The organism is Pseudomonas sp. RIT409 (genome assembly GCF_003052515.2).
Classification (GTDB): domain Bacteria; phylum Pseudomonadota; class Gammaproteobacteria; order Pseudomonadales; family Pseudomonadaceae; genus Aquipseudomonas.
Window position 1 is genome coordinate 22,087 of record NZ_QARE02000010.1, and the last position, 26,037, is coordinate 48,123.

23 protein-coding genes are annotated in these 26,037 nt (G+C 62.5%); 10 read left to right on the forward strand and 13 right to left on the reverse strand.

Annotated features, from left to right (window positions below; translation table 11 throughout):
- Positions 1-36: 36 nt before the first annotated feature.
- The 3 genes from eutC to eat are packed head-to-tail and all read right to left on the reverse strand — an operon-like array spanning position 37 to position 3,656.
- Positions 37-858 carry an ethanolamine ammonia-lyase subunit EutC gene (gene eutC, locus DBP26_RS14185; RefSeq protein WP_108238328.1) on the reverse strand — a complete coding sequence of 274 codons (822 nt, stop codon included), beginning with the start codon at positions 856-858 and terminating at the stop codon, positions 37-39.
- Positions 859-882: 24 nt separating this feature from the next.
- Complete coding sequence (locus tag DBP26_RS14190) at positions 883-2,274, reverse strand: ethanolamine ammonia-lyase subunit EutB (RefSeq protein WP_108238329.1); 1,392 nt, start codon at positions 2,272-2,274, stop codon at positions 883-885.
- Positions 2,275-2,303: 29 nt separating this feature from the next.
- On the reverse strand, positions 2,304-3,656 hold the full coding sequence (eat, locus tag DBP26_RS14195; RefSeq protein ID WP_108238330.1) for an ethanolamine permease: 1,353 nt from the start codon (positions 3,654-3,656) through the stop codon (positions 2,304-2,306).
- Between the two features lie 426 nt (positions 3,657-4,082).
- On the opposite strand from eat, the gene DBP26_RS14200 reads away from it, so the two are divergent.
- Positions 4,083-5,153, forward strand: coding sequence for an AraC family transcriptional regulator (locus tag DBP26_RS14200; protein WP_108238331.1), 1,071 nt, complete (start codon positions 4,083-4,085; stop codon positions 5,151-5,153).
- Between the two features lie 124 nt (positions 5,154-5,277).
- On the opposite strand, the gene DBP26_RS14205 is transcribed toward DBP26_RS14200, so the two are convergent.
- The 5 genes from DBP26_RS14205 to DBP26_RS14225 all read right to left on the reverse strand — a co-directional run bounded on the left by DBP26_RS14205 (position 5,278) and on the right by DBP26_RS14225 (position 10,447).
- Complete coding sequence (locus DBP26_RS14205) at positions 5,278-6,435, reverse strand: mandelate racemase/muconate lactonizing enzyme family protein (RefSeq protein ID WP_108238332.1); 1,158 nt, start codon at positions 6,433-6,435, stop codon at positions 5,278-5,280.
- A 33-nt stretch (positions 6,436-6,468) separates the two neighbouring features.
- On the reverse strand, positions 6,469-7,839 hold the full coding sequence (locus DBP26_RS14210; RefSeq protein ID WP_305888013.1) for an MFS transporter: 1,371 nt from the start codon (positions 7,837-7,839) through the stop codon (positions 6,469-6,471).
- A 212-nt stretch (positions 7,840-8,051) separates the two neighbouring features.
- Complete coding sequence (locus DBP26_RS14215) at positions 8,052-9,104, reverse strand: LacI family DNA-binding transcriptional regulator (protein ID WP_108238334.1); 1,053 nt, start codon at positions 9,102-9,104, stop codon at positions 8,052-8,054.
- Between the two features lie 179 nt (positions 9,105-9,283).
- A complete protein-coding gene (locus DBP26_RS14220; RefSeq protein WP_108238335.1) occupies positions 9,284-9,487 on the reverse strand; it encodes a hypothetical protein in 204 nt (67 codons plus the stop codon).
- A gap of 57 nt (positions 9,488-9,544) precedes the next feature.
- Positions 9,545-10,447 (reverse strand): LysR family transcriptional regulator, encoded by a 903-nt coding sequence (locus tag DBP26_RS14225; RefSeq protein WP_108238336.1) that lies wholly within the window; start codon positions 10,445-10,447, stop codon positions 9,545-9,547.
- 122 nt (positions 10,448-10,569) lie between these two features.
- Between DBP26_RS14225 and DBP26_RS14230 the strand changes: the two genes are divergently transcribed.
- Complete coding sequence (locus tag DBP26_RS14230; protein ID WP_108238473.1) at positions 10,570-11,649, forward strand: AbrB family transcriptional regulator; 1,080 nt, start codon at positions 10,570-10,572, stop codon at positions 11,647-11,649.
- Positions 11,650-11,691: 42 nt separating this feature from the next.
- Here DBP26_RS14230 and DBP26_RS14235 read toward each other — a convergent pair whose 3' ends face one another.
- Positions 11,692-12,936, reverse strand: a complete 1,245-nt coding sequence (locus DBP26_RS14235) for an AGE family epimerase/isomerase (protein WP_108238337.1) — start codon at positions 12,934-12,936, stop codon at positions 11,692-11,694.
- Positions 12,937-13,152: 216 nt separating this feature from the next.
- Between DBP26_RS14235 and DBP26_RS14240 the strand changes: the two genes are divergently transcribed.
- From DBP26_RS14240 to DBP26_RS27050, 3 genes are all read left to right on the forward strand, one after another.
- Complete coding sequence (locus tag DBP26_RS14240) at positions 13,153-13,641, forward strand: GFA family protein (protein ID WP_108238338.1); 489 nt, start codon at positions 13,153-13,155, stop codon at positions 13,639-13,641.
- A 132-nt stretch (positions 13,642-13,773) separates the two neighbouring features.
- Complete coding sequence (locus tag DBP26_RS14245; RefSeq protein WP_108238339.1) at positions 13,774-15,312, forward strand: FAD-dependent oxidoreductase; 1,539 nt, start codon at positions 13,774-13,776, stop codon at positions 15,310-15,312.
- 29 nt (positions 15,313-15,341) lie between these two features.
- Positions 15,342-15,506 carry a hypothetical protein gene (locus tag DBP26_RS27050; protein ID WP_177411058.1) on the forward strand — a complete coding sequence of 55 codons (165 nt, stop codon included), beginning with the start codon at positions 15,342-15,344 and terminating at the stop codon, positions 15,504-15,506.
- 15 nt (positions 15,507-15,521) lie between these two features.
- On the opposite strand, the gene DBP26_RS14250 is transcribed toward DBP26_RS27050, so the two are convergent.
- Positions 15,522-16,616 (reverse strand): MBL fold metallo-hydrolase, encoded by a 1,095-nt coding sequence (locus DBP26_RS14250; protein ID WP_108238340.1) that lies wholly within the window; start codon positions 16,614-16,616, stop codon positions 15,522-15,524.
- A gap of 232 nt (positions 16,617-16,848) precedes the next feature.
- On the opposite strand from DBP26_RS14250, the gene DBP26_RS14255 reads away from it, so the two are divergent.
- Positions 16,849-17,475 (forward strand): TetR/AcrR family transcriptional regulator, encoded by a 627-nt coding sequence (locus DBP26_RS14255; RefSeq protein WP_108238341.1) that lies wholly within the window; start codon positions 16,849-16,851, stop codon positions 17,473-17,475.
- Here DBP26_RS14255 and DBP26_RS14260 read toward each other — a convergent pair.
- Positions 17,472-18,152, reverse strand: a complete 681-nt coding sequence (locus DBP26_RS14260; RefSeq protein ID WP_108238342.1) for a DJ-1/PfpI family protein — start codon at positions 18,150-18,152, stop codon at positions 17,472-17,474. The genes DBP26_RS14255 and DBP26_RS14260 overlap by 4 nt on opposite strands.
- A 117-nt stretch (positions 18,153-18,269) precedes the next feature.
- Here DBP26_RS14260 and DBP26_RS14265 point away from each other — a divergent pair, with 117 nt between their 5' ends.
- From DBP26_RS14265 to DBP26_RS14280, 4 genes are all read left to right on the forward strand, one after another.
- Positions 18,270-19,250, forward strand: a complete 981-nt coding sequence (locus DBP26_RS14265) for a GlxA family transcriptional regulator (protein ID WP_108238343.1) — start codon at positions 18,270-18,272, stop codon at positions 19,248-19,250.
- A gap of 303 nt (positions 19,251-19,553) precedes the next feature.
- Complete coding sequence (locus tag DBP26_RS14270) at positions 19,554-20,903, forward strand: gluconate:H+ symporter (RefSeq protein ID WP_108238344.1); 1,350 nt, start codon at positions 19,554-19,556, stop codon at positions 20,901-20,903.
- Position 20,904: 1 nt separating this feature from the next.
- Positions 20,905-21,765, forward strand: coding sequence for a MurR/RpiR family transcriptional regulator (locus DBP26_RS14275; RefSeq protein ID WP_108238345.1), 861 nt, complete (start codon positions 20,905-20,907; stop codon positions 21,763-21,765).
- Between the two features lie 2 nt (positions 21,766-21,767).
- On the forward strand, positions 21,768-23,225 hold the full coding sequence (locus DBP26_RS14280; RefSeq protein WP_108238346.1) for a D-aminoacylase: 1,458 nt from the start codon (positions 21,768-21,770) through the stop codon (positions 23,223-23,225).
- Positions 23,226-23,304: 79 nt separating this feature from the next.
- On the opposite strand, the gene fahA is transcribed toward DBP26_RS14280, so the two are convergent.
- Positions 23,305-24,603 (reverse strand): fumarylacetoacetase, encoded by a 1,299-nt coding sequence (gene fahA / locus DBP26_RS14285; protein WP_108238347.1) that lies wholly within the window; start codon positions 24,601-24,603, stop codon positions 23,305-23,307.
- Positions 24,600-25,916 carry a homogentisate 1,2-dioxygenase gene (gene hmgA / locus DBP26_RS14290; protein ID WP_108238348.1) on the reverse strand — a complete coding sequence of 439 codons (1,317 nt, stop codon included), beginning with the start codon at positions 25,914-25,916 and terminating at the stop codon, positions 24,600-24,602. The genes fahA and hmgA overlap by 4 nt, the downstream gene beginning before the upstream one ends.
- Positions 25,917-26,037: the final 121 nt, after the last annotated feature.

The following is a 26,037-nucleotide window of genomic DNA, read 5'->3' on the forward strand; positions in this document are numbered from 1 at the left end:
AGCGGACGCTCCTCGACCTGAGCGGTGAGGCGGCGCCTATTCGCCCATCAGGAAGTTGCCGGGCCGGGTGTCTTCGCCCGCCTCCAATACGGGCACATGGGCTTCGTCCTTGAGGTTCACACCGGACAATTGCCGGCGGCAGGCCTCGCGCATCAAGTAGAGCAACTTGTGCGCCGCCATGGCGTAGCTCATGCCCTCCAGGCGCACGTTGGAAATGCAATTGCGTGCCGCATCGTTCAAGCCGACACGCGGCGCGTAAGTGAAGTACAGACCCAGGCTGTCCGGTGAACTCAAGCCGGGGCGTTCGCCGATCAGAATCACCACCATCCGCGCCTTGAGCAGTTCAGCCACTTCATCGGCCACGGCGACGCGGCCCTGCTCCACCAACACCACCGGCGACACCCGCCAGCCTTCGACGCGGGCCATCTCGTCGATTCGCTCCAGCATGGCAGGGCTGTGTCGCGTGACGGCCAGAGAAGACAAGCCGTCCGCCACCACCACGGCCAGATCGAAGCCCTCGGCATGCACGGACGCGTATTCGCGCAGGTGGTCAACGGAATCGGCCGACAGTCGCCGTCCTAGATCAGGCCGCTGCAGGTAGATATGACGATCCGCGGCGGAGCTTCGAACGGTCAGGGTTTCCCGTTGACGTGCCTGCAACTGCTCGCTCAACGCCGCCGCGTCGAACGGCAGGTGCACGGCGTCACGGGCCTGCGCATGAGCGAACTGGAAATCCAACTGCGCGGAAGTCGGCAAGCTGGTGCCGGCATGGCCCAGCGCGATGCGCGCCGACGTCAGCGAGCGCAGTTGACGCCAGGCATCGGCCTGGGCCGGTGAGTTCTTCGAGTCATCACGCATGGCCAGTCTCTTGTCTGTCTACGGCTAATTCAATCGTGCCAATGCCTGGCGAAACAAGGGCGGCACGCCCTGCCCCAGCCGCACGCCTCCCTCATCCTGACGCAGGATGTCCATGCGCGTCAGCCACGCCTCGAACTCCGGGGCGGGGCGCAGGCCAAGGGTCTTGCGTGCATACAGGGCATCATGGAACGAGGTGGTCTGGTAGTTGAGCATCACATCATCGGAGCCTGGAATGCCCATGATGAAGTTGATGCCTGCGACCCCCAGCAGCGTCAACAGCATGTCCATGTCGTCCTGATCCGCTTCGGCATGGTTGGTGTAGCAGATATCGCAGCCCATGGGCACACCGAGCAGCTTGCCGCAGAAGTGATCTTCCAGCCCGGCGCGGATGATCTGCTTGCCGTTGTACAGGTATTCCGGACCGATGAAGCCGACCACGGTGTTGACCAGAAATGGGTTGAAGTGACGAGCCACCGCATAGGCGCGAGCCTCGCAGGTCTGCTGGTCGACCCCATGATTGGCGTTGGCCGACAGCGCGCTGCCCTGCCCGGTTTCGAAATACATCAGGTTGTTGCCGAGGGTCCCGCGCTTGAGGCTCAGGCCCGCCTCGTAACCCTCGCGCAGGATGTCGAGGCTGATGCCGAAACTGCTGTTGGCCGCTTCGGTGCCTGCAATAGACTGAAACACCAGGTCCAACGGCACGCCCTTTTCGACTGCCGCGACCGAAGAAGTCACATGGGTCAGTACGCAGGACTGGGTCGGGATCTCGTAGTGACGGATGACGCCGTCGAGCATCTTCAACAATTCGCTGATGGCGCTCAGGCTGTCAGTGGCCGGGTTGATACCGATCATGGCATCGCCGTTACCGTAAAGCAGACCGTCGAGGACGCTGGCGGCAATGCCGGCGGGATCGTCGGTCGGGTGATTGGGCTGCAGCCGGGTGGACATCCGCCCCCTCAAGCCGACGGTGTTGCGAAAGCGGGTGACGACGCGGATTTTCTGCGACACCAGCACCAGGTCCTGCACGCGCATGATTTTCGACACCGCGGCCGCCATTTCTGGCGTGAGCCCCGGCGCCAGCGCCTTGAGGCTGGCTTCGGTCGCCTCATCGCCCAACAGCCAATCACGGAAGCCGCCGACGGTCAGATGACTCACCGCAGCGAAGGCCGCCCGATCATGGCTGTCCAGGATCAAGCGCGTGACTTCGTCCTGCTCGTAGGGGATCAACGCCTCATCGAGAAAGCGCTTGAGTGGCACGTCGGCCAGGGCCATCTGCGCGGCCGCGCGTTCGGCATCGCTGGCCGCCGCGACCTCCGCGAGAAAGTCGCCGGAACGTGCAGGACTGGCCTTGGCCATGAGTTCCCGCAGGCTGTCGAAGCGCCAGACCATGCCACCGATGCTGTGGGAGTAACTCATCGCCCTTTCCTCTTCGTCGTTCCTGAATCCTAGCCTGCGACTGCAACAACCGGACCGCGGCCGCGCACCACCTTGCAGAACAGCGCGCCCAGCGCCATCAGGCAGATAAAGATGCCGCAGATCACCAGATTGAACCAGACCATCGCCACCAGGCAGACCACCGCCAACATCAGTGCGATGCCGGGGACGATCGGGTAACCCGGGGCGCGGAAGCTGCGTTCCAGGTTCGGCTCGCTGCGGCGCAACTTGAACAGGCTCAGCATACTGATGATGTACATCACGATAGCCCCAAACACCGACATGGTGATCATGGCGGCGGTCAGGGTCATGCCTTGCAGGTTGACCACACCGTCACTGAGGATGGCAGCGATGCCGATCACGCCACCGGCGATGATGGCGCGGTGCGGGGTCTGGAAGCGCGACAGCTTGGCCAGGCTTGGCGGCAGGAAGCCTGCGCGAGCCAGGGCGAAGAACTGACGGGAATAGCCCAGAATGATGCCGTGGAAGCTGGCCACCAGCCCGAACAGACCGATCCACACCAGCATGTGCATCCAGTTGGAGTTGTTGCCAACCACGGCTTTCATGGCCTGTGGCAATGGGTCGTTGATGTTGGAAAGGGCGCGCCAGTCGCCCACACCACCGGCGAAGATCATCACGCCAATGGCCAGCACCACCAGCGTCAGAATCCCTGCCACGTAGGCACGCGGAATGGTGCGTTTCGGGTCCTTGGCTTCTTCGGCCGCCATGGCCGCGCCTTCGATGGCGAGAAAGAACCAGATGGCAAACGGAATCGCCGCGAAGATCCCGCTGATCGCTGGCAGGCTGAAGGTGTCGGAGCCGGCCCAGCCGCCCAGCACGAAGTTACTGAAGCTGAAGCCTGGGGCGACGACCCCCATGAACACCAGCAACTCGGCGACGGCCAGGACAGTGACCACCAGCTCGAAGGTCGCGGCGATGCTGACGCCCAGGATGTTCAGGGTCATGAACACCAGGTAGGCACCGATGGCCGCGACTTTCGGGTCCAGCGAGGGGTACTGCACGTTCAGGTACGCGCCGATGGCCATCGCAATGGCCGGTGGCGCAAAGACGAATTCGATCAGCGTGGCCAGCCCCGCGATCATCCCGCCGGTCGCGCCGAAGGCCCGAAGGCTGTAGGCGAACGGGCCACCCGCATTGGGGATGGCGGTGGTCAGCTCGGTGAAGCTGAAGATGAAACAGGTGTACATCACCGCGACCATCAGGGTGGTCACGAGAAAACCGAGCGTCCCGGCCGTGCCCCAGCCGTAACTCCAGCCGAAGTACTCGCCTGAAATCACCAGGCCCACGGCCAGCCCCCACAAATGCAGGGTTCCCAATGTAGGTTTCAAAGTTGACGCAGTCATGAGTGTGCACCCCGGTAGCCGAGCGATGGTAATTGCCTGACAACGAGAATAGCCACAGCGTTACGGCCAAGGCTTGACCTCAAAGAACGCGAGTTGTCGTGCGCGGTCAAGTTTTGCGGGTATTTTTCCGGGTTGCGCCATGGCAGCGCACGATTGGGTGCGGTGCTTTATTGCGGGTCATGTTTGACGGGCGTGAGTGGCACCGGTCTACCCAACACGGTGAGTGATTGGGTAGCAATGCCAGAGTGGATGCGATCATCTGTGGGAGTGCGCTTGCCCGCGATTGCATGCTTGCCCAGACAAACAAGGCGCCTGACACAATCCCCTCACGGGCAAGCGCGCTCCTACGAAGCGGCAGTCACACGTAACAAGGTATGACATTTGCTTGAACGAAATTCATACGCACTCTGAAGACTGTTCAATTCGATGTTCCAGCACCTCCTTCCCACTGCCGTGTCATCTCCCTCCGCCGCCAATAATCGCGGTGTGTTGTCGGCGGCCGCCAATGGGTTGGATGGGTTCATCGTGCAGCACGGCGGCGATCTGGATCGGGTGTTCGGGCGTTCTGGCATTGACCCCGAACACCTGCTGCATCCGACCCTCAGCCTGCCGCTGACCAACTACTGCAAAGTCCTGGAAGAGGCAGCGCGGCAGACCGGGTGCGACAACTTCGGCCTGCGTTACGGCCAGCAGTTCCAGCCCAAGGCGCTGGGGCTGCTCGGCTACATCGGCCTGTGTTCTCCCACCCTGGAAGATGCCCTGATCAATTTTGCCGAGGCCTTTCCTTTCCACCAGCACAGCACGTTGATCGAACTGGTGGACCAAGGTGAGTGTTACCGCTTTGATTATCAGGTCCGTCACGGCGCGATCCACGAGCGTCGCCAGGATGCCGAACTGACCATGGGCATGGCGATGAACCTGGTGCGCCATGTGCTGGGACCGCAGTGGGCACCGCGGCAGGTCGCCTTCGAACATGCCCGACCCCAGGATTGGCACGAGCACCGCGACGCCTTCCACGCGGATGTGCAGTTTGCACAAGGCTGCAATTCGTTGCTCATTCCCAAGCGCGACGTTGCCGGTCACGTCATGCCAGGCAGCGACCCGATTTTGCTCATGCTGATCAAGGACGCCATCCGGCAACTGGGCGACAGCGGCTCGGAAGCCAACATGCTCGACCGCGCCCGTCAGACTATCCTTGCCAACTTGCACCTGGGCGAACCGGCGCTGGAGGCCGTGGCGCACGATCTGGGCTTGTCCGAATGGACGCTGCAGCGAAAACTGCGGGATTTGGGGCTGAGTTTCAGCCAATTGGTCGACCAGATCCGTCGGGAGACGGCCCTGGCCCACCTCAAGCAGCAACACCTCAGCGTGACCCAATTGGCTTCGCTGCTCGGCTACTCCGAAACCAGCGCCTTTTCCCGCGCGTTCAAACGCTGGTTCGGTACCAGCCCCAGACAATGGCGCAGCGCAGCGACGACGCCCGCGCAACGGGTGTAATCGAAACGGCACGGCGAGCGGCGAACCCGGGCGCGGTTCGCCTGCCCTGCTCTCCGATTCCCTGCTGGCTGCGCCACCCCTCGCGCGGTCACCCGTCACACAACCCTGAGGCCAGAATGGCGAATCACGCCCGCGAACCGACCTGCGCGGTTTGAACGGTCCAGGCGCGGGTCTGTTCGCTCAGCGAAAGGCCAAGCCCTGGGCGAGTCGGTACAAGCATGCGGCCGTCACGGGTTTCAAGCCGTTCGTTGAACAAGGGCTCCAGCCATTCGAAATGCTCGACCCACGGCTCGGTGGGAAACGCCGCCGCCAAATGAACGTGCAATTCCATGGCGAAATGCGGCGCAAGCATCAATCCCGCCTGCTCGGCCATGGCGGCCACTTTCAGATATGGGGTGATACCACCGACCCGTGGGGCATCCGGCATGAGGAAATCCGCGCCGCGCAATTTGATGAACTCGGCATGCTCGGCCACGCTGGTGAGCATTTCCCCGGTGGCGATCGGGGTGTCGAACTGCTGCGCCAGCGCCGCGTGCCCTTCGGCGTCGTAGCAATCCAGCGGTTCTTCGATCCAGATCAGGTTGAACGCTTCGAATCGACGGCACATGCGTTGCGCGGTGGGGCGGTCCCATTGCTGGTTGGCATCGACCATCAGCGGGAAATCATCGCCCAGGTGCTTGCGCACCGTGGCTACCCGATGCAGGTCGATGGCGCAATCCGGCTGGCCGACCTTGAGTTTGATGCCACCGATGCCCTGCTCTCGCGACATGTCGGTGTTGTGCAACAGCTGCTCGAGAGGCGTATGAAGGAAACCGCCGGAGGTGTTGTAGCAGCGCACCGAATCTCGGTGAGCACCCAGCAGACGGGCCAGCGACAGATGGGCACGTTTGGCCTTGAGGTCCCACAGTGCAACATCAAATGCGCCAATGGCCTGAGTGGACAAGCCACTGCGCCCCACGGACGCCCCGGCCCAACACAGCTTGGTCCACAGTTTCGCGATGTCACTGGGGTTCTCGCCGATCAACGCGGGGGCGATTTCCTTGGCATGGGCGAATTGGCCCGGCCCTCCGGCCCGCTTCGAGTAGCTGAAACCCAGGCCACGATGGCCGTCGGTGGTTTCGATCTCGGCCACCAGAATCGCGATTTCGGTCATTGGCTTCTGCCGACCGGTCAGCACCTTGGCATCGCTGATCGGGTTGGCCAATGGCAGGAACACCGAAGACACCTTGACCCAGGCAATGCGATCGTCGTCCGCGGATCGGATAACTGCTTGATTAGACATGTTTTTTTCCTTTTGAAAGAGGTGTTCGTTCGATCAGACGCGCTGGCCCCGCAGCTCGGGATTGGCTGTCCCGGCAGTGGGGTCCGTCGCCGGCACGTCATCCAGCTCGCCGAGTTCGAGGCGCTTCAGCGGGCCGACGATGACCAGGTAGGCAAAGGCGCCGAGCAGGCCCATGGCAGCCACGTACATCAGCGCTGAATCGAAGGACCCCACTTGGTTGACCAACAGGCCGATGGCAATCGGGGTGACGATGCTGGCGATGTTGCCGCAGAAATTGAACATCGCCCCGCTGATGCCCATCGCCCGCTTCGGCGAGACATCGCCCACGATGCACCAACCGAGATTGCCGATGCCTTTGGCGAAGAACGCCAGCGACATGACGCCGATGACCAAAGGGATGGACTGGGTGTAGTTGGCGACGACAATGGTGCTGGACAGTAACAAGCCACAGATGATCGGGGTCTTGCGAGCGGCCGTGAGGCTGTAGCCTTTCTTCAACATCCAGTCGGACCAGACACCGCCGATCATGCCCCCCAGACAGCCGGCGATCGGCGGAATGGCCGCGACCAAACCCACTTTGAGCATCGTCATGCCCTTGGCCTCGATCAGGTAGGTAGGAAACCAGGTGAGGAAAAACCAGGTGATGGACGTCAGGCAGAACTGCCCCAGATAAACCCCGAGCATCATGCGGTTTGCGCCGATGGCTTTCGCGCGTTTCCAACTGAACGGAGTTTTCACATCGCCAATGTTCGGCAGGCCGCCACCGGCTTCGATGTAATCGATTTCTGCTTGATTGGCGCGCGTGTCCTTGCGCGGCTCGTGGACCAGCTTGAACCACAGCAAGCCGATCAGAATGCCCGCGCCCCCGGTCCAGAAAAACACGTGCTGCCAGCCGAAGCTGTTGAGTAACAGCACCATCAGCGGGGTGAACGCGGCCAGGGCAAAATATTGGGCGGACTGAAAAATCGCTGTCGCCAGGCCACGCTCATGACGGGGAAACCACATCACCGTAAGGCGGTTGTTGGCGGGAAACGCAGGGGATTCGGCGACCCCCATTAAAAAACGCAGCACGAACAGCGCGACGAATGCCGAGCTGAACATGTCTACGTAGCCTTGCAGGTAAGTCAGGGCCGACCAGATGATCAAACTCATGCCCAGCACCAGCCGCGAACCGAAACGGTCGAGCACGATGCCGCCGGGAATCTGCATGCCGGTGTAAGCCCAACCGAAGGCTGAGAAGGCAATGCCCATGGTGATGGCATCGAAACCCAGATCGGTGCGCATCGCCGGTGCCGCGATCGAGAGCGTCGCGCGGTCGACGTAGTTGAAAACGGTCACGATGAAGATCATCGCGAGTATGAGGTAGCGAACGTTGGTCTTCGCCTGGACGTGCGGTGTCGGGATCACTGTTATTTTCCTTATTGTGATGAAGCGTGGGCCTGTGCAGCGGTTCCGCCCGAGACCGCGCGGCCAATAAAATGATTGCGCAATCATGTGGGCGTAACAAAAAAGGCACTGCCCAGCCGCGACAGTCGCCTCGGAGGAAATACTACACTGATTGCGCAATCATTCAACCCGTCGCGCGCCGGTTTATCCCTCTGACCGGGAGAGTGAGATCAGGTACTGGCGCGATCGATCAGGGTGAAACCGGTGTCGACGCGAACCGGACGGGCGCTGTCGCCAGGTGCGTTGAACCGATCCAGCAGGGCTTGCGCTACCTGCAGACCGATCCGGTTGCCATCAACCTTCACCGTCGACAACGCCGGATGGACCTGCGCCGCGCTGCTCAGATCGCCGAAGCCCATCACTGCCAGGTCCTCGGGCACCCGCAAGCCACGGCTTGCCGCTTCCGCCAGCACCCCCTGCGCGACCGTGTCGGAGCTGCACACCACCACGTCGGTGGCAACACCCCGGTCGAGCAACCCGGCCAAACCTTCGCGCCCCACCTGCAACGTCGCGGGCGGCGCCAGGACTTGCATCGGCACCGTGTCGATGCCGTGTTGCTTCAACTCGGCGATCAGGCTGTTGCAGCGACGCAGGCCCCGCGGGTCGCCAATGGACACGATGGAAAAACGCTTGTAGCCCTTGCTCAGCAAGTGCCGCGCCGTGGCCTCCCCGACTTTTTCGTGAGAGAAGCCCACCAGCATGTCGATGGGATCCTCGCTCAAGTCCCACGCCTCGACCACCGGAATCCCGGCCTGAGCCAAACGCGTGCGGCTCGACTCCGTGTGCAACGTACCGGTCAGCACAATGCCGTCAGGTCGACGTCCCAGCACAGCTTCCAAAAGCTTTTCTTCCTGTTCGGCGTCATAACCGGTCAGCCCCAGCAGGGTCTGGTAGCCGGCTTGAGTCAACCGGTCCATGAGCGCCTGCACCGTGTCGGCGAAAATGGAGTTGGCAATGGTGGGCAGGAAGATCGCGACCAGGCGGCTCTTGTTGCTCGCCAGGCTCCCGGCCAGCATGTTGGGCACATACCCGGTCTTGCGCACCGCCGTCATGACTTTTTCTCGGGTCTGCTCACTGACCAGATCCGGACGACTCAGCGCCCTGGACACGGTCATGGGCGACACACCCGCCACTCGGGCGACATCGATCAGCGTCAGACTGGCCGACTTTTTCGGCTCGGGCGGCGACGCAGGGTCGGCCGACCTGCCTGTTTTCTTTGGCATGAAAGGTTCCGGATTCAACACTGGGATCAGGCACCTCGCAGAGGCGCGAGGTGTCAGGAGGGGAATTTAACAGAGCTGACCCGGGCAAGCACGGCGCCAAGGCTTCAAGGCCGCCCGAATGAGGGAGTGCAACGAGTGGCGCAGCGCCACACGGGATCGGGCTCCTGAGCTCACAGCGCCTACCCCAATGTCGCCGAGCCGATATCCAGCTTGTCCGCATCGGCGAACTCATCGAGCCCCAGATCAGCCAGGTCCAGTTCGCCTGGATCTGTCTCTTCGTCGGCGTCCGAATCATTGAGGGGCGACTGGTCGCCGCCGAAGTGTTGATCGACCTCACTCATCAAATAACGGGACGCGGTGCTCGGGTAAGGCTGTGCATGCATAGTCGGTGTCTCCAGACGGTTCAGAACGGTTCAAGGCTACCCCAGAATCCGGTGCCATCACACCCAGTTGAAAAACGCGCTGCCGTTCTCACGCAGCATCTGCACCATGGCGTGGGCGGCGGGTGAAAGGTAACCCTCTCGGCGAAGGATGACGCAGATGGTCCGGGTCATGGTGGTGCTGTCGAGCGGCACTTCCCGCAGGTATTGCATGTTCTTGCCATACTCCAGAGTTTCCCGGGCGATGAAACTCAGTAGGCTGGTCTGCGCGATGAGACGAGGCAGCAGCGAAATGGAATTGGCTTCGATCTGCACCACAGGCAGGGGAAGGTTATGACGGGCGAAGGCCTCGTCAACCAGAATGCGCGAAGAAACCCCGGGGGGTGGCAATACCCAGCGGTACTTGCACAGGTCGCTCATCTCGAATGGCGCCTTGAAGATGGGATGATTGCGACTGGCGATCACCACGGCCTCGTCGGTCAGGATCGGGTACGCGGCGAATTCGTCCTCTACGCTGCGCTGGGCGCAAATGATCATGTCCAGATGCCCGGAGCGCAGCTGTTCCCGGAGCATGTCGTCCTGGCCGATCACCAGTTTCAGGGTGATGTCCGGCGAGCGCTTGAGCAGCGCATCGGTCAGTTCGGGCAGCAGGTACTCGGCCATGGTCGAGGCACAGCCCAGGCGAATCTCCCCGACCGCGCCGCTGGCGAAATCCCTCACCTCTCGCTGGGTCTGGGCGATGCTTTGTTGCAATACCTTGCCCCGCGCCTGCAGCAACTCGCCCACGGGGGTCAGTTTGATCCGCCGCCCGTCACGCTGGAACAGCTTGGTGCCGAACGACTCTTCAAGGCGCTGAATGCTTTTGGTCAGCGCAGGCTGGCTGCGATTGAGTTTTTCCGCGGCCCGGCCCAGATGCCCCAGTTCAGCGATGGTTTCAAAATAGGTCAGGTCACGCAGGTCCATATATCAACCAAAGTTATCAATTCATGATTATTAGAAAATAGACTTGATTGATTGCACTGTCGATAATTCCGGGCATCGGACACCCCTCCCTCAGGAAGCAGCCCATGCTCTGGAGATCCTCGTTGTCGCGCTCCTCTTCATTTTCCCTCGATGCGCTATCCCCGCAGGTGCAATGGTGCCTGCTGATCGTCCTCGCCGGCGGCGCTGGCCAACTGTTCAAATTCTTCCAGGTGCCCGCCGCCCTGTTTCTGGGGCCAATGCTGGTGGCGATCGGTTTTGGCGTGGCGGGCGCGTCGATCCGCCTGAACAAACACGTCTTCCGCCTCGGGCAAGGCGCGGTCGGTGTGCTGGTGGCCCACTCGATGACCATGAGCGTGCTGCTCACGGCCATGCAGTCCTGGCATGTGATGGTGTTCGCCACCTTGCTGACGGTCGCGCTAAGTGCAGGGGTGGGCATTGGCTTGGCGCGCTGGGGCGGCATTCAAAGCAGCACGGCCGCCTGGGGCACTTCGCCGGGGGCGGCGTCGGCGATGGTCGCGATGTCCGAGGACTACGGCGCAGACTCCCGGGTCGTGGCGACGATGCAGTACGTGCGAGTGGTGTGTGTGGTAATGGTGGGTGCACTGGTCAGCCGCCTGATTGGCGCCGATGCAGGAGGCACGGCGGCCCACAGTACCGACGCCTGGCTGCACGGCGTCGACTTGCTGAACCTTGGGTTGAGCCTGCTGGTGATCGTGGTCGGCGTTGCGTTGGGCAGCCGCGTTCCAGCCGGGGCGCTGTTGGTGCCCTTGTTACTGGGTGGGGCCTTGCAGTTGAGCGGCGTTTTCCAGATCGTCATGCCCACCTGGCTGCTGGCGATTGCCTACGGGGCAATCGGCAGTTACATCGGCTTGCGCTTTGACCGCGCCACCATCCAGTACGTCTGGCGTCGTCTGCCCGCGATGATCTGCAGCGCCATGATCCTGATCGTGCTCTGTGCGCTCTCTGCGTGGGTCATCGCCGAGATGATGGGCAAGGATTTTCTCTCGGTGTACCTGGCCACGAGCCCGGGTGGCCTGGATGCGATGGCGATCATCGCCATCGACACCCATTCGGACGTCGGCTTCGTCCTGGCCATGCAGACCTTGCGGCTGTTCGGAGTGATCGTCACGGGCGCTTACATCGCCCGCCAGGTGATTCGCGTGTCGCAGCGCCTGGCCTGAGGGCCAGGGCTTCGGCGACGCTGACCCTTCCTGCGGTCCCGCTCAATCCACCCGCGCCAGCGCGGTCGCCAGACTTTTCGCCAGGGGCAAGACCGGCAGCAGCGTGGCCTGATACGCATGGTAAAGGTCTGGCTTGCCTGGCCAGATGTCAGCGCTCGGCTCATTCTGCGGGTTCAGTTCATGTCGCCAACTGCCGTCCACACGGTCGATGAACCGGGTGTCGATGAAGTCCCAGAAGGTGCGGTACCAGGTTTCATAGACCGGCTCGCCGGTGCGCTGCAACAGCGCGGCCGCCGCCGCGGCGGCTTCGGCATGGGTCCAGTGCAGACGATGGCGCACCACTGGGCGATTCTGCCAGTCGAGGGTGTAGACGATGCCGGGCGCACCGTCCACGTTCCAGCCATAGCGGCAGGCGTTCTCGAACAACCGACGCGCGTCTTCCAGCAGCCATGACGGCGTGTCCAGCCCGGCCTTCTGTCGGGCGGCCTCGAGATGCAGCACCAGCCGCGCCCATTCGAAAGCATGGCCGGGCGTCGTGCCGTAGGGGCGGAAGCCATCGTCCGGCTTGTCCACGTTGTATTCCGCAACCGGTTGCCATTGCTGGGTGAAATGCTCGATCACCTGATGATCGTTGCCGGCCGCATGCAGGTGAATCACGCGCTCCACGATCCGTAATGCTCGGTCCAGCCAGCGGGCATCCCCGGTGACGTCCGCCAGCGCCAGAAAGGCCTCGGTGCTGTGCATGTTGCTGTTCGCGCCCCGGTAAGCCTCTTCATCGCGCCAGTCGCGGGCGAAGGACTCGCGCATCGCGCCCTCCTCTTCGCTCCAGAAATGCGTGGTGATGACCTGAATCGCTTGCTCCAGCAACGCCTGGGCACCGGGCCGCTGGGCGACGACGGCAGAGGACGCGGCCAAAGCGACGAAAGCATGCAGGTAAGCGGCTTTGCCGGTCTCACCCCCCTCGTTCAAGGGTTTGGCGAACCAGCCGCCGTGCTCGGCATCGCGCAAGGGGCCGGCGAGCGCGGCCACGCCATGGTCCACCCACTCGGCGCACCCTGGAATGCCATCGATATGGGCCAGGGCGAAGCTGTGGGTCATGCGCGCGGTGTTCATGGTTTCAGCGATCGCATCGGCAGGCAGCCGACCTTGATCGTCCAGGTTGCCGAAGCCCTGTGCCGTCTTCGCAGCCTTGGCGAAGCCCAACAACCGGTGGCCCTCCTGCGCCAGCCAGGCCTGGTGCCCGGGGGAGCGCAACCAACTGCTGAAACCGCGATTCACGTCATCCATTGCTTGTCACCTTTCTGCTCGGCAGGTACGGCCCGCCAGGAATTATTGGTCGGGTCGCATCATGCTAGCCAACGACAGGTGCAGGCAAGCGGATGAGATGAATCCTTTTAGCAGCACACGTCGAAGGATCGAACGACTGTTCGACAAAACATCGAACCCTGCGCATCAAAACGGTCTAGACCTGAAAGCCCCTAGCTTCCAAACGGGAGGTCACCCATGCATCTGGAAGGTTCGTGTCATTGTGGCGCCGTGGCGTTCAGCCTGACCTGCGCCCACCCCTACCCCTATCAACGCTGCTATTGCTCGATCTGTCGCAAGACGCAAGGCGGTGGCGGCTATGCGATCAACCTCGGCGGCGACGCCAACAGCCTGACCATCAAAGGCAAGGACAACATTGCGATCTACCACGCAAAAATGCGCGACAGTGAACACAACGAGGTTCATACCAGCAGTGCGCAACGGCACTTCTGCAAACGCTGCGGCAGCGGCCTCTGGCTGTTCAGCCCGGAATGGCCGGACTTGATCCACCCTTTCGCCTCGGCCATCGACACGCCGCTGCCCACGCCGCCGGAACACACCCATCTGCTGTTGGATTCGAAGGCCTCCTGGGTGGAAGTCCAAGGAGGGCCTAAAGACCAGCGCTTCGACCACTATCCGGAAGAATCCATCGCCCAATGGCATGAACGGCTGGGGCTGGTCCGGTGACGGGCTGAACTCGGCAACCCCTGTCCCGTTGTAAGCCCTTGGGCGCAAGGCGCATCGTATGACGCTCGGCAGATGGGCTGAACCTCTTCACCGGGATCCGACTCCCAGCATAAACCTCGGGAGAATAAGCGCATGCCCATGCATCGAGTGGCCCGCCTGGCCGACCTCCCAGCGGATCGCGGGATGGAGGTCGAGGCGGGTGAAAAAAAAGTGGTGTTGGTACGTCATGGTCAGGACGTTCGGGCCTACCAGGCCCACTGCCCCCATGCCGGGGCGCCATTGGCCGACGGGGCGGTGTGCAATGGTCACCTGATTTGTCCCTGGCATAAGGCAGAATTTGCGGTTTCCGATGGGCATTTGTGCGAGCCGCCCGCGCTGGATGCCTTGACCCGCTACCGCACCGAGGTGATCGACGGTCAGATCCACGTAGATGACCAGGCGTTCGACGTGACGCCGAGGACCCTGCCCGAGGATGAGCGCTGCTTCGTGATCATCGGGGCCGGGGCTGCGGGAACCGCCGCTGCTTGCGCGCTCCGCGAGATGGGTTTCAATGGACGGCTGCAACTGATCGACCGGGAAAGCGCGCCAGGGTATGACCGGACCGCACTGAGCAAATTCGTGATCGCCGCGGACATGCGCCCCGACGAAACGCCGTCGTTGCGCGAGGAGGCCTTTTACTCGGCACACCGTATCGAACGCGTCGAGGGCGAGGTCATGAAGCTGGACGCGATCAACAAACGCCTGACCCTGACCGACGGCCGCCGCATCGACTACGACTCGGCACTGATCACCACCGGCGCCGAGCCTCGAGCGCTCCCTTTGATCGGTGCTGACCTGCCGCAAGTACTGACCCTCCGTTGTCGCGATGACGCCGATAAAATCCTCGCCGCCGCCCAACCGGGCAGTCACGCGCTGATCGTGGGCGACAGCTTCATTGGCCTGGAGGCCGCTTCGGCGCTGCGCAAACACGGTGTCGACGTGACGGTGCTGGCACGCCATGAGGTTCCGTTCGTGAAGCTTTGGGGAGAGCGTATCGGCAAAGCCCTCCGCGCCCTGCATGAGCAGCACGGCGTCTTGTTCCGCACCCATGTGGAGGTGAGCCGCTTCGAAGGCCAGGCCCCTGACCGCCTCGACCTGGCCGTATTGAGCAATGGCGAGCGGCTGCCGATTGACCTGGCGCTGATCGGCATTGGGGTGACGCCAGCCACCCAATTCGTGGACGGCATCCAACGGGAACAGGACGGCTCGCTCAGCGTCGACGCGAGCATGCAGGTGGGCAAGGATCTATGGGCTGCGGGTGACGTGGCGACGTTCCCTCTCGCTGGCCAGCCCAAGCGTATCGAACACTGGCGGCTGGCACAGCAGCAAGCGCGCATCGCCGCCAGCAATATGCTGGGCGTCAAGCAGCATTACCACGACGTACCTTATTTCTGGACCTACCACTTTGAAAAGCGCCTGGACTACCTGGGGCACGCCGACGCGTGGGACGACATCGTCTACCTCGGCGACCCGGAGGCTTTCGATTTCCTGGCGCTGATCTGTAAACAGGGCAGCGTGTCAGCGGTCGTCGGATGCGAACGTGAACGCGAAATGGCGATGCTGGCCGAGCGCCTGAAGCGACCGCTGTTCAAGGAAGAAGCGCTGATGTTGATCCACACAATGAGTCAATGAGCCGATAGACCGGCAATGGAGCACCTGAAATGGCAGATGAATCAAAACGCGAAGACCTGGGGCATACGCCTGAAAACGCCGGAAAAGTCGGCGAGCCTCATAAAAGAGCCAATCAGCAAGGCGAACAGCCGCGCCACCCTGGACACGAAAATGAAGGCGATACGCGCGAGGATCAGAACCAGGACAAGCCCTGATCCCGCGTCAGGCGGTCATCGGCTGGCCGCAGGTTGACGGTTGCAGCGTCGCTTGGGACGGCGGGTTGTGTGCGCGTCGACGACCTTTTCGACCTTCATCCACCACGCCTCGCCCCGGCTCGGGTACTGCAGGTAGAACGGCTGCCCCATTTCGGGGGTGGTGATGGAAACGTTCCGGTCCCAGGCCAACGCCAGGATGCGGTCGAACGGTTCGTGCCACGCATGCATCGCCAGGTCGAAGGTGCCATTGTGGATGGGAAGCAGCCACTTGCCGCGGACATCGATGTGCGCTTGCAGTGTTTCTTCCGGCTGCATGTGCACGTCAGGCCATTCCACGTTATAGGCGCCGGTCTCCATCAGCGTCAGGTCGAACGGGCCGTACTGCTCGCCGATCGATTTGAAGCCCGCGTGGTAGCCCGTGTCGCCGCTGAAGAAAATTCGCTGCGCGCCGTCGATCATCACCCATGAACACCAAAGGGTCTGGTTGCCGTCGCGCAGGCTACGCCCGGAAAAATGCTGCGCCGGCGTGGCGACGAAACGAATGCCGTGGATGTCAGTAGCCTCCCACCAATTGAGTTGGCGGACCTTGGCCGCCGGCACGCCCCATCCGATCAAGGTATCGCCCACACCCAGTGGCGCGATGAAATGCTCGGCTTTGTCCTTGAGCACCTGAATGCTCATGTGATCCAGATGGTCGTAATGGTTATGGGAGAGAATCACAGCCTTGAGCGGCGGCAAATCGGCCAGGCTGATCGGCGGCTGGTGGAAACGTTGAGGCCCGGCCCATTGAACGGGCGAAGCGCGCTCGGCGAATACGGGGTCGGTGATGAAATACTGGTCACGCAGTTTCAGCAGGACCGTCGAATGCCCGAGGCGGTACACCGTGTTGTTCGGTGCGGCCAGCAGTTGCTGTCGCGACAGCGGCTGGACAGGGATCTCACCGACGGGGCGCGTGTGGCGAGGCTTGTTGACCATGGCGTTCCAGAAGATGCGCAGTGTCTTGAGCAGACCCCCACGCTGCATCGGCTTATGATTGCGGTACCGCCCCTCCTCCCGGGAAAGGACCGGCAACGAAGATGCGTTATCGAGGTTTTTTTCGATCGAGGCCATGAGGTGCTGACTCCATGAAACGGGTGGAGGTTTCTGCAGCGGCGAGCGCTTCACAGAATGTTGCAAAAGACGCGACGAGGTAAGCGAGAAGTTGTAACAGCCTTTTACACTACACAGTGTAGTTTCTAGCTTGCACGAATCGCAAAGAGAAGTAAACTGCCCGGTGTAATTTTCCTGCTGACGACTGACAAGCCAGCACCCGCGTGACTGCACCCACTTTAGAAGCGAAGCCATGACTGCCCCCCAGCGACTCACCGACCGAAAACGCGAATCCATCGTTCAGGCAGCGATTGCCGAATTCCGCGACAACGGTTTCGAGGTCACCAGCATGGACCGCATCGCTGCTCGCGCGGAAGTCTCCAAACGCACCGTGTACAACCATTTTCCGAGCAAGGAAGAGCTGTTTTCGGAGATGCTCCACCGCCTGTGGGCCAGCGCCGAAGCGCAGCCGGACGCGACCTATCGTCCGGGTGTTCCGCTACGCGATCAATTGCGCGAATTGCTCGACGCAAAAATGAAAACACTCGCCCAGAGCACGTTCATCGACCTGGCGCGGGTGGCCATCGGTGCCACCATTCATTCGCCGGAGCGGGCACAGGTCTGGGTGAACCGCCTCAATCAGCGGGAAGAAACCTTCACTGTCTGGGTGCGCGGCGCGCAGCAGGATGGCCGCCTGAAAGCCGTCGAGCCGGGCTTCGCCGCGTCGCAGATCCACGCGTTGCTCAAGGCGTTCGCTTTCTGGCCGCAGGTCACCCTCAACGAACCCCTGCTCACGCCCGAGAAACAGGCTGCGGTGATTGAATCCGCGCTGGACCTGTTCCTCTGCTGGTACGAAATTCCGGCCTCGCCTGCCGCTTAGCGCGTGCCGCCCACCACCCGGGCCACGATCTCCCGGCGTTTCTGCAAACCCGGCGCGGCCCGCGTCCTGGCCATCTCCAGCACCGGTGCAGGGGCGGTGTCGGGCCGTCCAGCGTCGAACGGCGGTGCCGGGGCGTATTCGATTTGCAACTGAATCGCCTGCGCCTGTTCCGGGTCGAACAGCTCAGCGATCAGCGTCAGGGCAAAGTCGATACCCGCCGTCACACCGCCCCCCGTCATCAGGTTGCCATCGCGCACGACCCGGTCCTTGACCGGAGTCGCACCGAATGAAGCCAGCAGTCCGTGCGAGGCCCAATGCGTGGTCGCGCGCTTGCCTTTCAACAGCCCTGCGGCGCCCAGCACCAGTGCCCCCGTACAAACCGACGTCACGTACTGCGCGTTGTGCGCCTGTTGTCTGATGAAGGCCAGGGTTTCAGCGTCCTCGAGCAGCGCATCGATACCGACACCGCCGGGCACACAGATCACATCCAGATCGGGGCAGTCGTTGAACGTGATGGTCGGTTGCAAGCCCAGACCGGTGCTCGACGACACCGGATCCAGCGTTTTCCAGACCAGGTGCACGGTCACGCCCGGCATGCTGGCGAAAACATCGTAAGGCCCGGTGAGGTCGAGTTGCTGGACCTTGGGGAAGACAAGCAAACCGATGTGCAGGGTCATAATCGTCGCTCCTTTGCGAAGTGAATGCGTCAATGGACGGAGCCACTGTAGCCCGCTAGGCTTTGGCGCATACGCCATTGAGCCCACACTTCACGCCAACTTGTTTTGAGAGCGGCCATGACTTCAACCTCGCGCCCCGTCCATATCCTGGCGTTTCCCAATGTGCAGCTGCTCGACGTCACCGGGCCGTTGCAGGTGTTCGCGTCGGCGAACGTCCACGCGACCGAGCACGGGTTGCCTGCACCCTATTCCCCTGCGGTGATCGCCCGAGAGGATGGCAGCGTGGTGTCCTCGGCGGGCCTGGGGCTGCTGACCCATCCCTTGCCGACAACGCCGTCGGACACCTTGATCGTCGCCGGTGGCTGGGGCGTGCACCAGGCGTTGCGGGATGAAGCCCTGCTCACATGGGTAAAGGCTCATGCGCTCAGCGCGCGTCGCGTGGCGTCCGTGTGCACGGGGGCGTTTCTGCTGGCCGAAGCCGGCGTACTGGACGGCCACCGCGTGGTCACGCACTGGGACAGTTGCACGGAGCTGGCACAACGTTACCCCGCGTTGCAGGTCGACCCCGAACCCATCTTCATCAACGAGGGGGCGCTGTGGACTTCCGCAGGGGTCACGGCAGGCATCGACCTGGCCCTGGCGCTGGTGGAAGCGGATCTGGGGCGCGCGGTCGCTTTGGCAGTGGCGAGGGACTTGGTGGTGTTCCTCAAACGGCCCGGGGGCCAGTCGCAGTTCAGCACGGCGCTGTCCATGCAACACGCCACGCGAAGCCAGGACAGCCGCTTCGGCGATCTGCACGCCTGGATCCTCGACAACCTGGCCGGTGACCTTTCGGTGGCGACCCTTGCCGCCAAGGTGGGCATGAGCGAACGCAGCTTCGTGCGCCACTACCGAGCCCACACCGGTAACACACCCGCTCGCGCGATCGAACAACTTCGGGTGGAGGCCGCACGACGCCTCTTGGGTGACAGTGCGTTGCCGATCAAGCGGATCGCCGACCGCTGTGGCTTCGGTACCGAAGAAACCTTGCGCCGGAGCTTTCTGCGGACAGTATCCGTGACGCCGCAGGCGTACCGGGAGCGGTTCAGCGCCAGTTAGCGGACGAGGGCTGCCCTGCGGGATGAAAGCCGGATACGAGCGCAACCCGCTATCCGACGACGCTCAGAGAAAATAATTTTCATAAATTGATACATGCATGCGTTTTCGTGTAGTTTTATTTTCATCACGAAACCAGAGATAACAATAATGCCTGCGTGTGATTGCTGCCCGTCAACTTCGACCTTATCCCGCACACCGTTTGCGACACCCACTGCCGAGACTGTTTTCATCGCAGGGCTGGACCCGCACTGACACCGGTCATTGCCCTGCCCGCCCTTTCAACTCTCTGCAAGGACCTGTTGCATGCCTCCGTCTACCGGCTTGTCGCTGTTGATTTACGCCGCGGTCGCGATCATCGCACTGATCGTGCTGATCGCCCGTTTCCGTTTGAACCCCTTCGTCGTCATTACCTTGGTGTCTGTCGGCCTGGCGCTGGTCGCTGGCATGCCTGCAACCTCGGTGGTGGCCTCTTATGAAGGCGGCGTCGGCAAAACCCTCGGCCACATCGCGCTAGTGGTCGCGCTGGGCACGATGCTCGGCAAAATGATGGCCGAGTCCGGCGGTGCCGAGCAGGTGGCCAGGACGCTGATCGATCGCTTCGGCGAACGCAACGCTCACTGGGCCATGGTCTGCATCGCTTTTCTCGTGGGTTTGCCGCTGTTTTTCGAAGTCGGGTTCGTGTTGCTGGTGCCCATTGCCTTCACCGTGGCGCGGCGCGTCGGGGTTTCAATTCTGATGGTCGGCCTGCCAATGGTCGCCGGCCTATCGGTGGTGCATGCACTGGTCCCACCGCATCCGGCGGCCATGCTGGCGGTCCAGGCGTACCAGGCGTCGGTGGGGCAAACGCTGTTCTACGCGATCCTCATAGGTATTCCGACGGCGATCATCGCCGGGCCGGTGTACGCAAAATTCATCGTGCCGCACATCCATCTGCCGGATGAAAACCCACTTGCCCGGCAGTTCCTGGACCGTGAACCGCGCCAGCGGTTGCCCGGCTTCGCCATCACCATGGCGACCATCCTGCTGCCTGTGATCCTGATGCTGCTCGGAGGGTGGGCCAACCTGATCGCGGCTCCCGGCAGCGCGCTGAACAGTCTCTTGCTGTTCATCGGTAACTCGGTGATCGCTCTGCTTCTGGCGACCTTGCTAAGCTTCTGGACGCTGGGTATCGCGCAGGGCTTCAACCGTGATGCCATCTTGAAATTCACTCAGGAATGCCTCGCCCCCACCGCCAGCATCACCCTACTGGTGGGCGCCGGGGGCGGTCTGAATCGGATTCTGGTGGACAGCGGCGTGACGCAGGAAATCGTCGGTCTGGCGCAGGACTTCCACCTCTCCCCCCTGCTCATGGGCTGGCTGTTCGCTGCGTTGATGCGCGTCGCCACGGGTTCCGCGACCGTGGCCATGACCACGGCTTCCGGCATCGTCGCCCCGGTCGCGATGGGCCTCGGCTATCCGCATCCTGAACTGCTGGTGCTCGCCACCGGCGCAGGGTCGGTGATCTTTTCCCACGTCAACGACGGCGGATTCTGGCTGATCAAGGAGTACTTCAACATGACCGTGGCACAGACCTTCAAAACCTGGACCGTGCTCGAAACACTGATTTCTGTGATCGCGTTCCTCTTCACCCTCGGTCTGGCCCAGGTGCTCTGACGTGGACATCCTGTATCAGATCCGCGCCCGCCAGGACGCTTTCAGTGCCGGTGAGGGCCGAATCGCCAGGCTGATCCTCAGCGACGTGGCGTTCTCGGCAAGCGCCAGCCTCGACGAATTGGCCGCGCGCGCCGAGGTCAGCAGCGCCACGCTGTCGCGCTTCGCCCGCACAGTGGGCTGCCGGGACCTGCGCGACCTACGCCTGCAACTGGCCCAGGCCAGCGGCGTGGGCAGTCGCTTTCTCAAGCCCGAACAGGCGCCAGAGCAAGCGGCGTTCTTCAGTCAGATCGTCGGCGACATCGAATCGACGCTGCGCCAACACCTGGCGGGTTTCGACGATGCGCGGTTCAAAGCGGCCGTTGCGCTGCTCACCCCTGCGCGCATGATCCACAGCTTCGGCATGGGCGGTTGTTCGAGCCTGTGCAGCGAAGAATTGCAGACCCGCCTCGTGCGCCTCGGTTATCCGATTGCCGCATGCCGCGACCCGGTGATGATGCGCCTGATCGCGGCGACCCTCGGCCCTGATCACTGCCTCATCGTCTGTTCCTTGAGTGGCCTGCCCCCGGAGCTGCTGGAAGCCGTGGCACTGGCGCGCAGCTACGGCACGAAGGTCGTGGCGATCACCCTTCCCGGTTCGCCGCTGGCCGCGCTGGCCGACGTGCTGCTCCCGCTGCAGATCGCCGAAACCAACTTCATCTATAAACCGACGGCAGCCCGCTATGGGATGCTGCTCACTGTCGACGTGCTGGCCACTGAAATGGCGTTGAACGCTCCGGATGACAACCAGGAACGGCTGCGGCGGATCAAGCTGGCCCTCGACGACTACCGCGGCGGTGACGATGGCCTGCCGCTTGGAGATTGACCATGCTGTATGACCTGATCATTCGTGACGCGCTGGTGATCGATGGCAGCGACACCCCCGGCGTGCGTGCCGATGTGGCGGTCCGTGAGGGGCGCATCCAGCGCATCGGTGACCTGAGCGGCGTCTCGGCCAGCGAAGAAATCAACGCCGCTGGCCGTGTCCTGGCGCCAGGTTTCATCGACGTGCACACCCATGACGACACCGTAGTGATCCGTCATCCCGCCATGCTGCCGAAGATCACGCAGGGGGTGACCACGGTGATCGTCGGCAATTGTGGTATCAGCGCCTCACCGGTCACACTGGCCGGCGACCCGCCCGATCCGATGAACCTGCTCGGCCCGGCCCAGGCGTTCGTCTACCCCCGCTTCAGCGACTATCGAAACGCCGTCGACGCCGCGCGCCCGGCGGTCAATGTCGCGGCGTTGATTGGCCACACCGCCCTTCGCAGCAATCACTTGGACGATCTGTTTCGCACGGCGCGCCCAGCGGAAATCACGGCCATGCGGGCGCAACTGCGCGAGAGCCTTGAAGCTGGCGCGCTAGGGCTGTCAACCGGCCTCGCTTACGCCACGGCCTACTCGGCGCAAACCGATGAGGTCAAGCAACTGGCCGAAGAATTGACGGCCTTCGGGGCGGTGTACACCACCCATTTGCGTAGCGAATTCGAACCCGTGCTGGAGGCCATGGACGAAGCCTTCGACATCGCTCGCCACGCCCGCTCGCCGGTGGTGATCTCTCACCTCAAATGCGCCGGGGCGGGCAATTGGGGGCGCAGTCCGCAATTGCTCGCCTCGCTGGAGGAAGCCGCCCGGCACCAAGCTGTCGGCTGCGATTGCTACCCCTACGCGGCCAGTTCATCGACCCTGGATTTGAAACAGGTCACCGATGCATTTCCCATCACCATCACCTGGTCGACGCCGCACCCGGACCAGAGCGGACGCGACCTGCAGGCCATCGCCGCCGACTGGGGGCTTTCATTGCTGGAAGCCGCTCGGCGACTGCAACCGGCGGGCGCGGTGTACTACGGCATGGATGAACGGGACGTGCAGAACATCCTCAAACACCCGCTGTCGATGATCGGGTCGGACGGCTTGCCGGAAGACCCTTTCCCGCATCCTAGGCTGTGGGGGGCCTTTCCACGGGTGCTGGGCTACTTCAGCCGGGATCTGGGACTGTTCCCGCTGCACCGGGCGATCCATAAGATGACCGGGCTCACGGCCACCCGCTTCGGTCTGCATGAGCGAGGGTTCGTGCGTGAGGGTTACTGGGCGGACCTGGTGCTGTTCAATCCGCATACCGTGCGCGACGTGGCGGATTTCAAGGCGCCGAAACGGGCAGCCGAGGGCATCGACGGGGTCTGGGTCAACGGTCGATTGAGCTATGCCGACGGCAAACCGCAAGGCGAACGCCAAGGCCGGTTCCTGGCCAGGAGTGGATCGCTGGTGGAAGGCTTTTCGTAAGAATCGTCACGCGGAGCCACCCGTGGCAGCCCTAGCGTCCTGCCAAGCGCAGGACGCTAGGGCCGCACAAGGACAACCGTCAGTCCACGATCACGCCTCGGCACTCACCAAAGCCGATACTCACTTCCCCTTCCTTGCGGCAGCGGGCCCTGAGAATGATCTCATCGCCTGCCAGGAGGAAGGTGCGGGTTTCGCCGCTCGGCAACTCGATCGCATGTTTCCCGCCTTCGGTCATCTCCAACAGACTGCCGAATTGACCGACCTGCGGGCCGGACAAGGTGCCGGTGCCGAACAGATCTCCCGGTTGCAACTGACACCCGTTGACGCTGTGATGAGCCACCATTTGCGCCACGGTCCAGTACATGTTCAGCGTATTGCTGACCGCCAGACGATGAGCCCCGATGCCCTGCTCTTTCATCCTCGCGGTCTGCAACAGCACCTCCAACTCGATATCCAGCGCGCCGTGAGCCTGATCCTGTTCGTCGAACAGGTAAGGCAGTGGCTGCGGATCGCCCTCGGGACGCTTGGGTTGTGCACGGCGAAAAGGCGCCAGCGCTTCGGCCATGACCACCCAGGGTGAAAGGCTGGTGGCGAAGCTTTTCGACAGGAAGGGGCCCAACGGCTGATATTCCCAGGCCTGCAGGTCCCGCGCCGACCAGTCGTTGAGCAGGCAGAAACCGACCACGCGCTGGCCCGCCTCTGCGATGCCGATCGATTCGCCTACGGCGTTTCCCGGCCCCATCCATACGCCCACTTCCAACTCGTAGTCCAGACGCTTGCAGGGGCCGAACGTCGGCACCTCGGCGCCCGGCGGGAGCGTCTGCCCGCTGGGACGTTTGACGGCCGTGCCCGACACACACAACGTCGAAGCGCGGCCGTGATAAGCGATCGGCACATACTTGTAGTTCGGCAAAAGGGGATTGTCCGGGCGGAACAGCTTGCCGACGTTGGTCGCGTGATGGATGCCCACGTAGAAATCCGTGTAATCGCCCACGTGGGCGGGCACATGCATGCGGCACTCCCCCATGGGCACCAGCAGGGCATCACCCAGCAATTGCAAGGCTTGCTGCTGCGGGCTGCCCTCCGCCAGAAGATTGAACAGCTCCGCGCGCAGCGCCTGGCGCGAGGTTGCATCCAGCGCGAAGAACGCGTTGAGCTGCCCCTTGCGCGCCGCTTCCGCGGCCACTCGCGCTTCCCCCTTGAATTGCCCCGTCTCGTAGGCAACCTGCAGGTCAAGAACGAAATCACCGATGGCCACCCCTCCTCGACGGCTGCCACCGGGGCGATTGAAAACGCCGAACGGCAGGTTCTGCAGAGGAAAATCGGGGTGACCGTTGGCTGACGTCACCCAACTGCGCGGGTGATGGGAAGTGCTCATCGTGGGCTGTCCGTATCAAGAGGTTGGAAGGCGTGGGCGATGCCGTTCCAGCAGGCATCGTAATCGCTTTGCAGTTGTGGGCATTCCAGCGCATAGCGGCTGGGGCGCAACACCTTGCCGGTTTCGAACATGAAGGCCATGGTCTGCTCGATTTTGTGCGGCTTGAGTTCAGCGGCCATCGCCTTCTGGGCCGTGGCGTTGTCCGGGCCGTGGGCGCTCATGCAGTTGTGCAGCGAGGCGCCGCCCGGCATGAAGCCTTCGGCCTTGGCGTCGTAGGCGCCGTCGATCAGGCCCATGAATTCGTTCATCAGGTTGCGGTGGAACCACGGCGGCCTGAACGTGTTTTCGGCCACCATCCAACGCGGCGGAAAGATCACGAAATCGACGTTGGCCTGGCCGTGGATGGCGCTTGGGGACGTCAGCACGGTGAAAATCGAAGGGTCCGGATGGTCGTAACTCACGGTGCCCAAGGTGTTGAACAGGCGCAGGTCATAGCTGTAGGGCACGTTGTTGCCATGCCAGGCCACGACATCGAAGGGGCTGTGCGCCAGTTGCGTCGCCCAGAGTTCGCCTAAGAACTTCTGCACCAGCAGCGTGGGCTGCTCTCGCGTCTCGAAATGCGCGACAGGCACTTTGAAGTCCCTGGGATTGGCCAGTCCGTTGCTGCCGATGGGCCCCAGATCGGGCAGGCGCAAGGCACAGCCGTGGTTTTCACAGAGGTAGCCCCGAGCCTGCTGGTCGAGCAGGTGAACGCTGAATTTCAGCCCCCGCGGAATGACGGCAATCTGCTGCGGCTCGATGTCCAATCGGCCCAGTTCCGTGATCAACCGCAGCCGGCCCTGCTGGGGAACGATCAGCCATTCGCCGTCGGCATTGAAACACGCGCGCTGCATGGACTGATTGGCGGTGTAGACATACACGCTGACGCCCTCGGCCTGATCCGCCGCCGATGTACTGGCCAAGGCAATCAAGCCATCGATGAAGTCCGTGGGCTCGCTCGGGATATTGAAGGCGTTCCAGCGCAGGCGGTTGGGCGTGATGGGGCCTTGCTGCAAGCCAGTGATCTGGCGTTCCAGGCGTCGGAACGCCGGATGGGCTGCGGAAGGCTGAATCCGGTAGAGCCAGGTGCGCCGTGCTTCGGCGCGCGGGACCGTGAACGCCGTACCGGAAAACTGTTCGGCGTAGAGGCCGAGGGGATGCCGTTGGGGTGAGTTCTGCCCCGCAGGCAGCGCACCGGAAACGGCTTCACTGGAGAACTGGTTGCCGAAGCCGGATTGATACCGCAACGCCTCGGGTGCGTGTGCTGTGGACATCTGAACCTCTTGTTCTTATGGAGACGGCGACCACCGACCGCACTGAAGGTCATACCGTTATTCGTAATCGAATTACGAATAACGTAATTTGAGTTCCTGCCTTGGTCAAGCTATAAAGCAG

What these genes read in the sequence shown, in the direction of transcription:
- DBP26_RS14190 (WP_108238329.1), bottom strand. Translation starts at nt 2,274, where the DNA reads ATGAGTTACTCCCACAGCATCGGTGGCATGGTCTGGCGCTTCGACAGC.
- DBP26_RS14200 (WP_108238331.1), top strand. Translation starts at nt 4,083, where the DNA reads ATGTTCCAGCACCTCCTTCCCACTGCCGTGTCATCTCCCTCCGCCGCC.
- DBP26_RS14260 (WP_108238342.1), bottom strand. Translation starts at nt 18,152, where the DNA reads ATGACCCTGCACATCGGTTTGCTTGTCTTCCCCAAGGTCCAGCAACTC.
- DBP26_RS14205 (WP_108238332.1), bottom strand. Translation starts at nt 6,435, where the DNA reads ATGTCTAATCAAGCAGTTATCCGATCCGCGGACGACGATCGCATTGCC.
- DBP26_RS14245 (WP_108238339.1), top strand. Translation starts at nt 13,774, where the DNA reads ATGCCCATGCATCGAGTGGCCCGCCTGGCCGACCTCCCAGCGGATCGC.
- DBP26_RS27050 (WP_177411058.1), top strand. Translation starts at nt 15,342, where the DNA reads ATGGCAGATGAATCAAAACGCGAAGACCTGGGGCATACGCCTGAAAAC.
- eutC (WP_108238328.1), bottom strand. Translation starts at nt 858, where the DNA reads ATGCGTGATGACTCGAAGAACTCACCGGCCCAGGCCGATGCCTGGCGT.
- DBP26_RS14270 (WP_108238344.1), top strand. Translation starts at nt 19,554, where the DNA reads ATGCCTCCGTCTACCGGCTTGTCGCTGTTGATTTACGCCGCGGTCGCG.
- DBP26_RS14265 (WP_108238343.1), top strand. Translation starts at nt 18,270, where the DNA reads ATGACTTCAACCTCGCGCCCCGTCCATATCCTGGCGTTTCCCAATGTG.
- DBP26_RS14215 (WP_108238334.1), bottom strand. Translation starts at nt 9,104, where the DNA reads ATGCCAAAGAAAACAGGCAGGTCGGCCGACCCTGCGTCGCCGCCCGAG.
- DBP26_RS14250 (WP_108238340.1), bottom strand. Translation starts at nt 16,616, where the DNA reads ATGGCCTCGATCGAAAAAAACCTCGATAACGCATCTTCGTTGCCGGTC.
- DBP26_RS14240 (WP_108238338.1), top strand. Translation starts at nt 13,153, where the DNA reads ATGCATCTGGAAGGTTCGTGTCATTGTGGCGCCGTGGCGTTCAGCCTG.
- eat (WP_108238330.1), bottom strand. Translation starts at nt 3,656, where the DNA reads ATGACTGCGTCAACTTTGAAACCTACATTGGGAACCCTGCATTTGTGG.
- fahA (WP_108238347.1), bottom strand. Translation starts at nt 24,603, where the DNA reads ATGAGCACTTCCCATCACCCGCGCAGTTGGGTGACGTCAGCCAACGGT.
- DBP26_RS14280 (WP_108238346.1), top strand. Translation starts at nt 21,768, where the DNA reads ATGCTGTATGACCTGATCATTCGTGACGCGCTGGTGATCGATGGCAGC.
- DBP26_RS14225 (WP_108238336.1), bottom strand. Translation starts at nt 10,447, where the DNA reads ATGGACCTGCGTGACCTGACCTATTTTGAAACCATCGCTGAACTGGGG.
- DBP26_RS14255 (WP_108238341.1), top strand. Translation starts at nt 16,849, where the DNA reads ATGACTGCCCCCCAGCGACTCACCGACCGAAAACGCGAATCCATCGTT.
- hmgA (WP_108238348.1), bottom strand. Translation starts at nt 25,916, where the DNA reads ATGTCCACAGCACACGCACCCGAGGCGTTGCGGTATCAATCCGGCTTC.
- DBP26_RS14235 (WP_108238337.1), bottom strand. Translation starts at nt 12,936, where the DNA reads ATGGATGACGTGAATCGCGGTTTCAGCAGTTGGTTGCGCTCCCCCGGG.
- DBP26_RS14220 (WP_108238335.1), bottom strand. Translation starts at nt 9,487, where the DNA reads ATGCATGCACAGCCTTACCCGAGCACCGCGTCCCGTTATTTGATGAGT.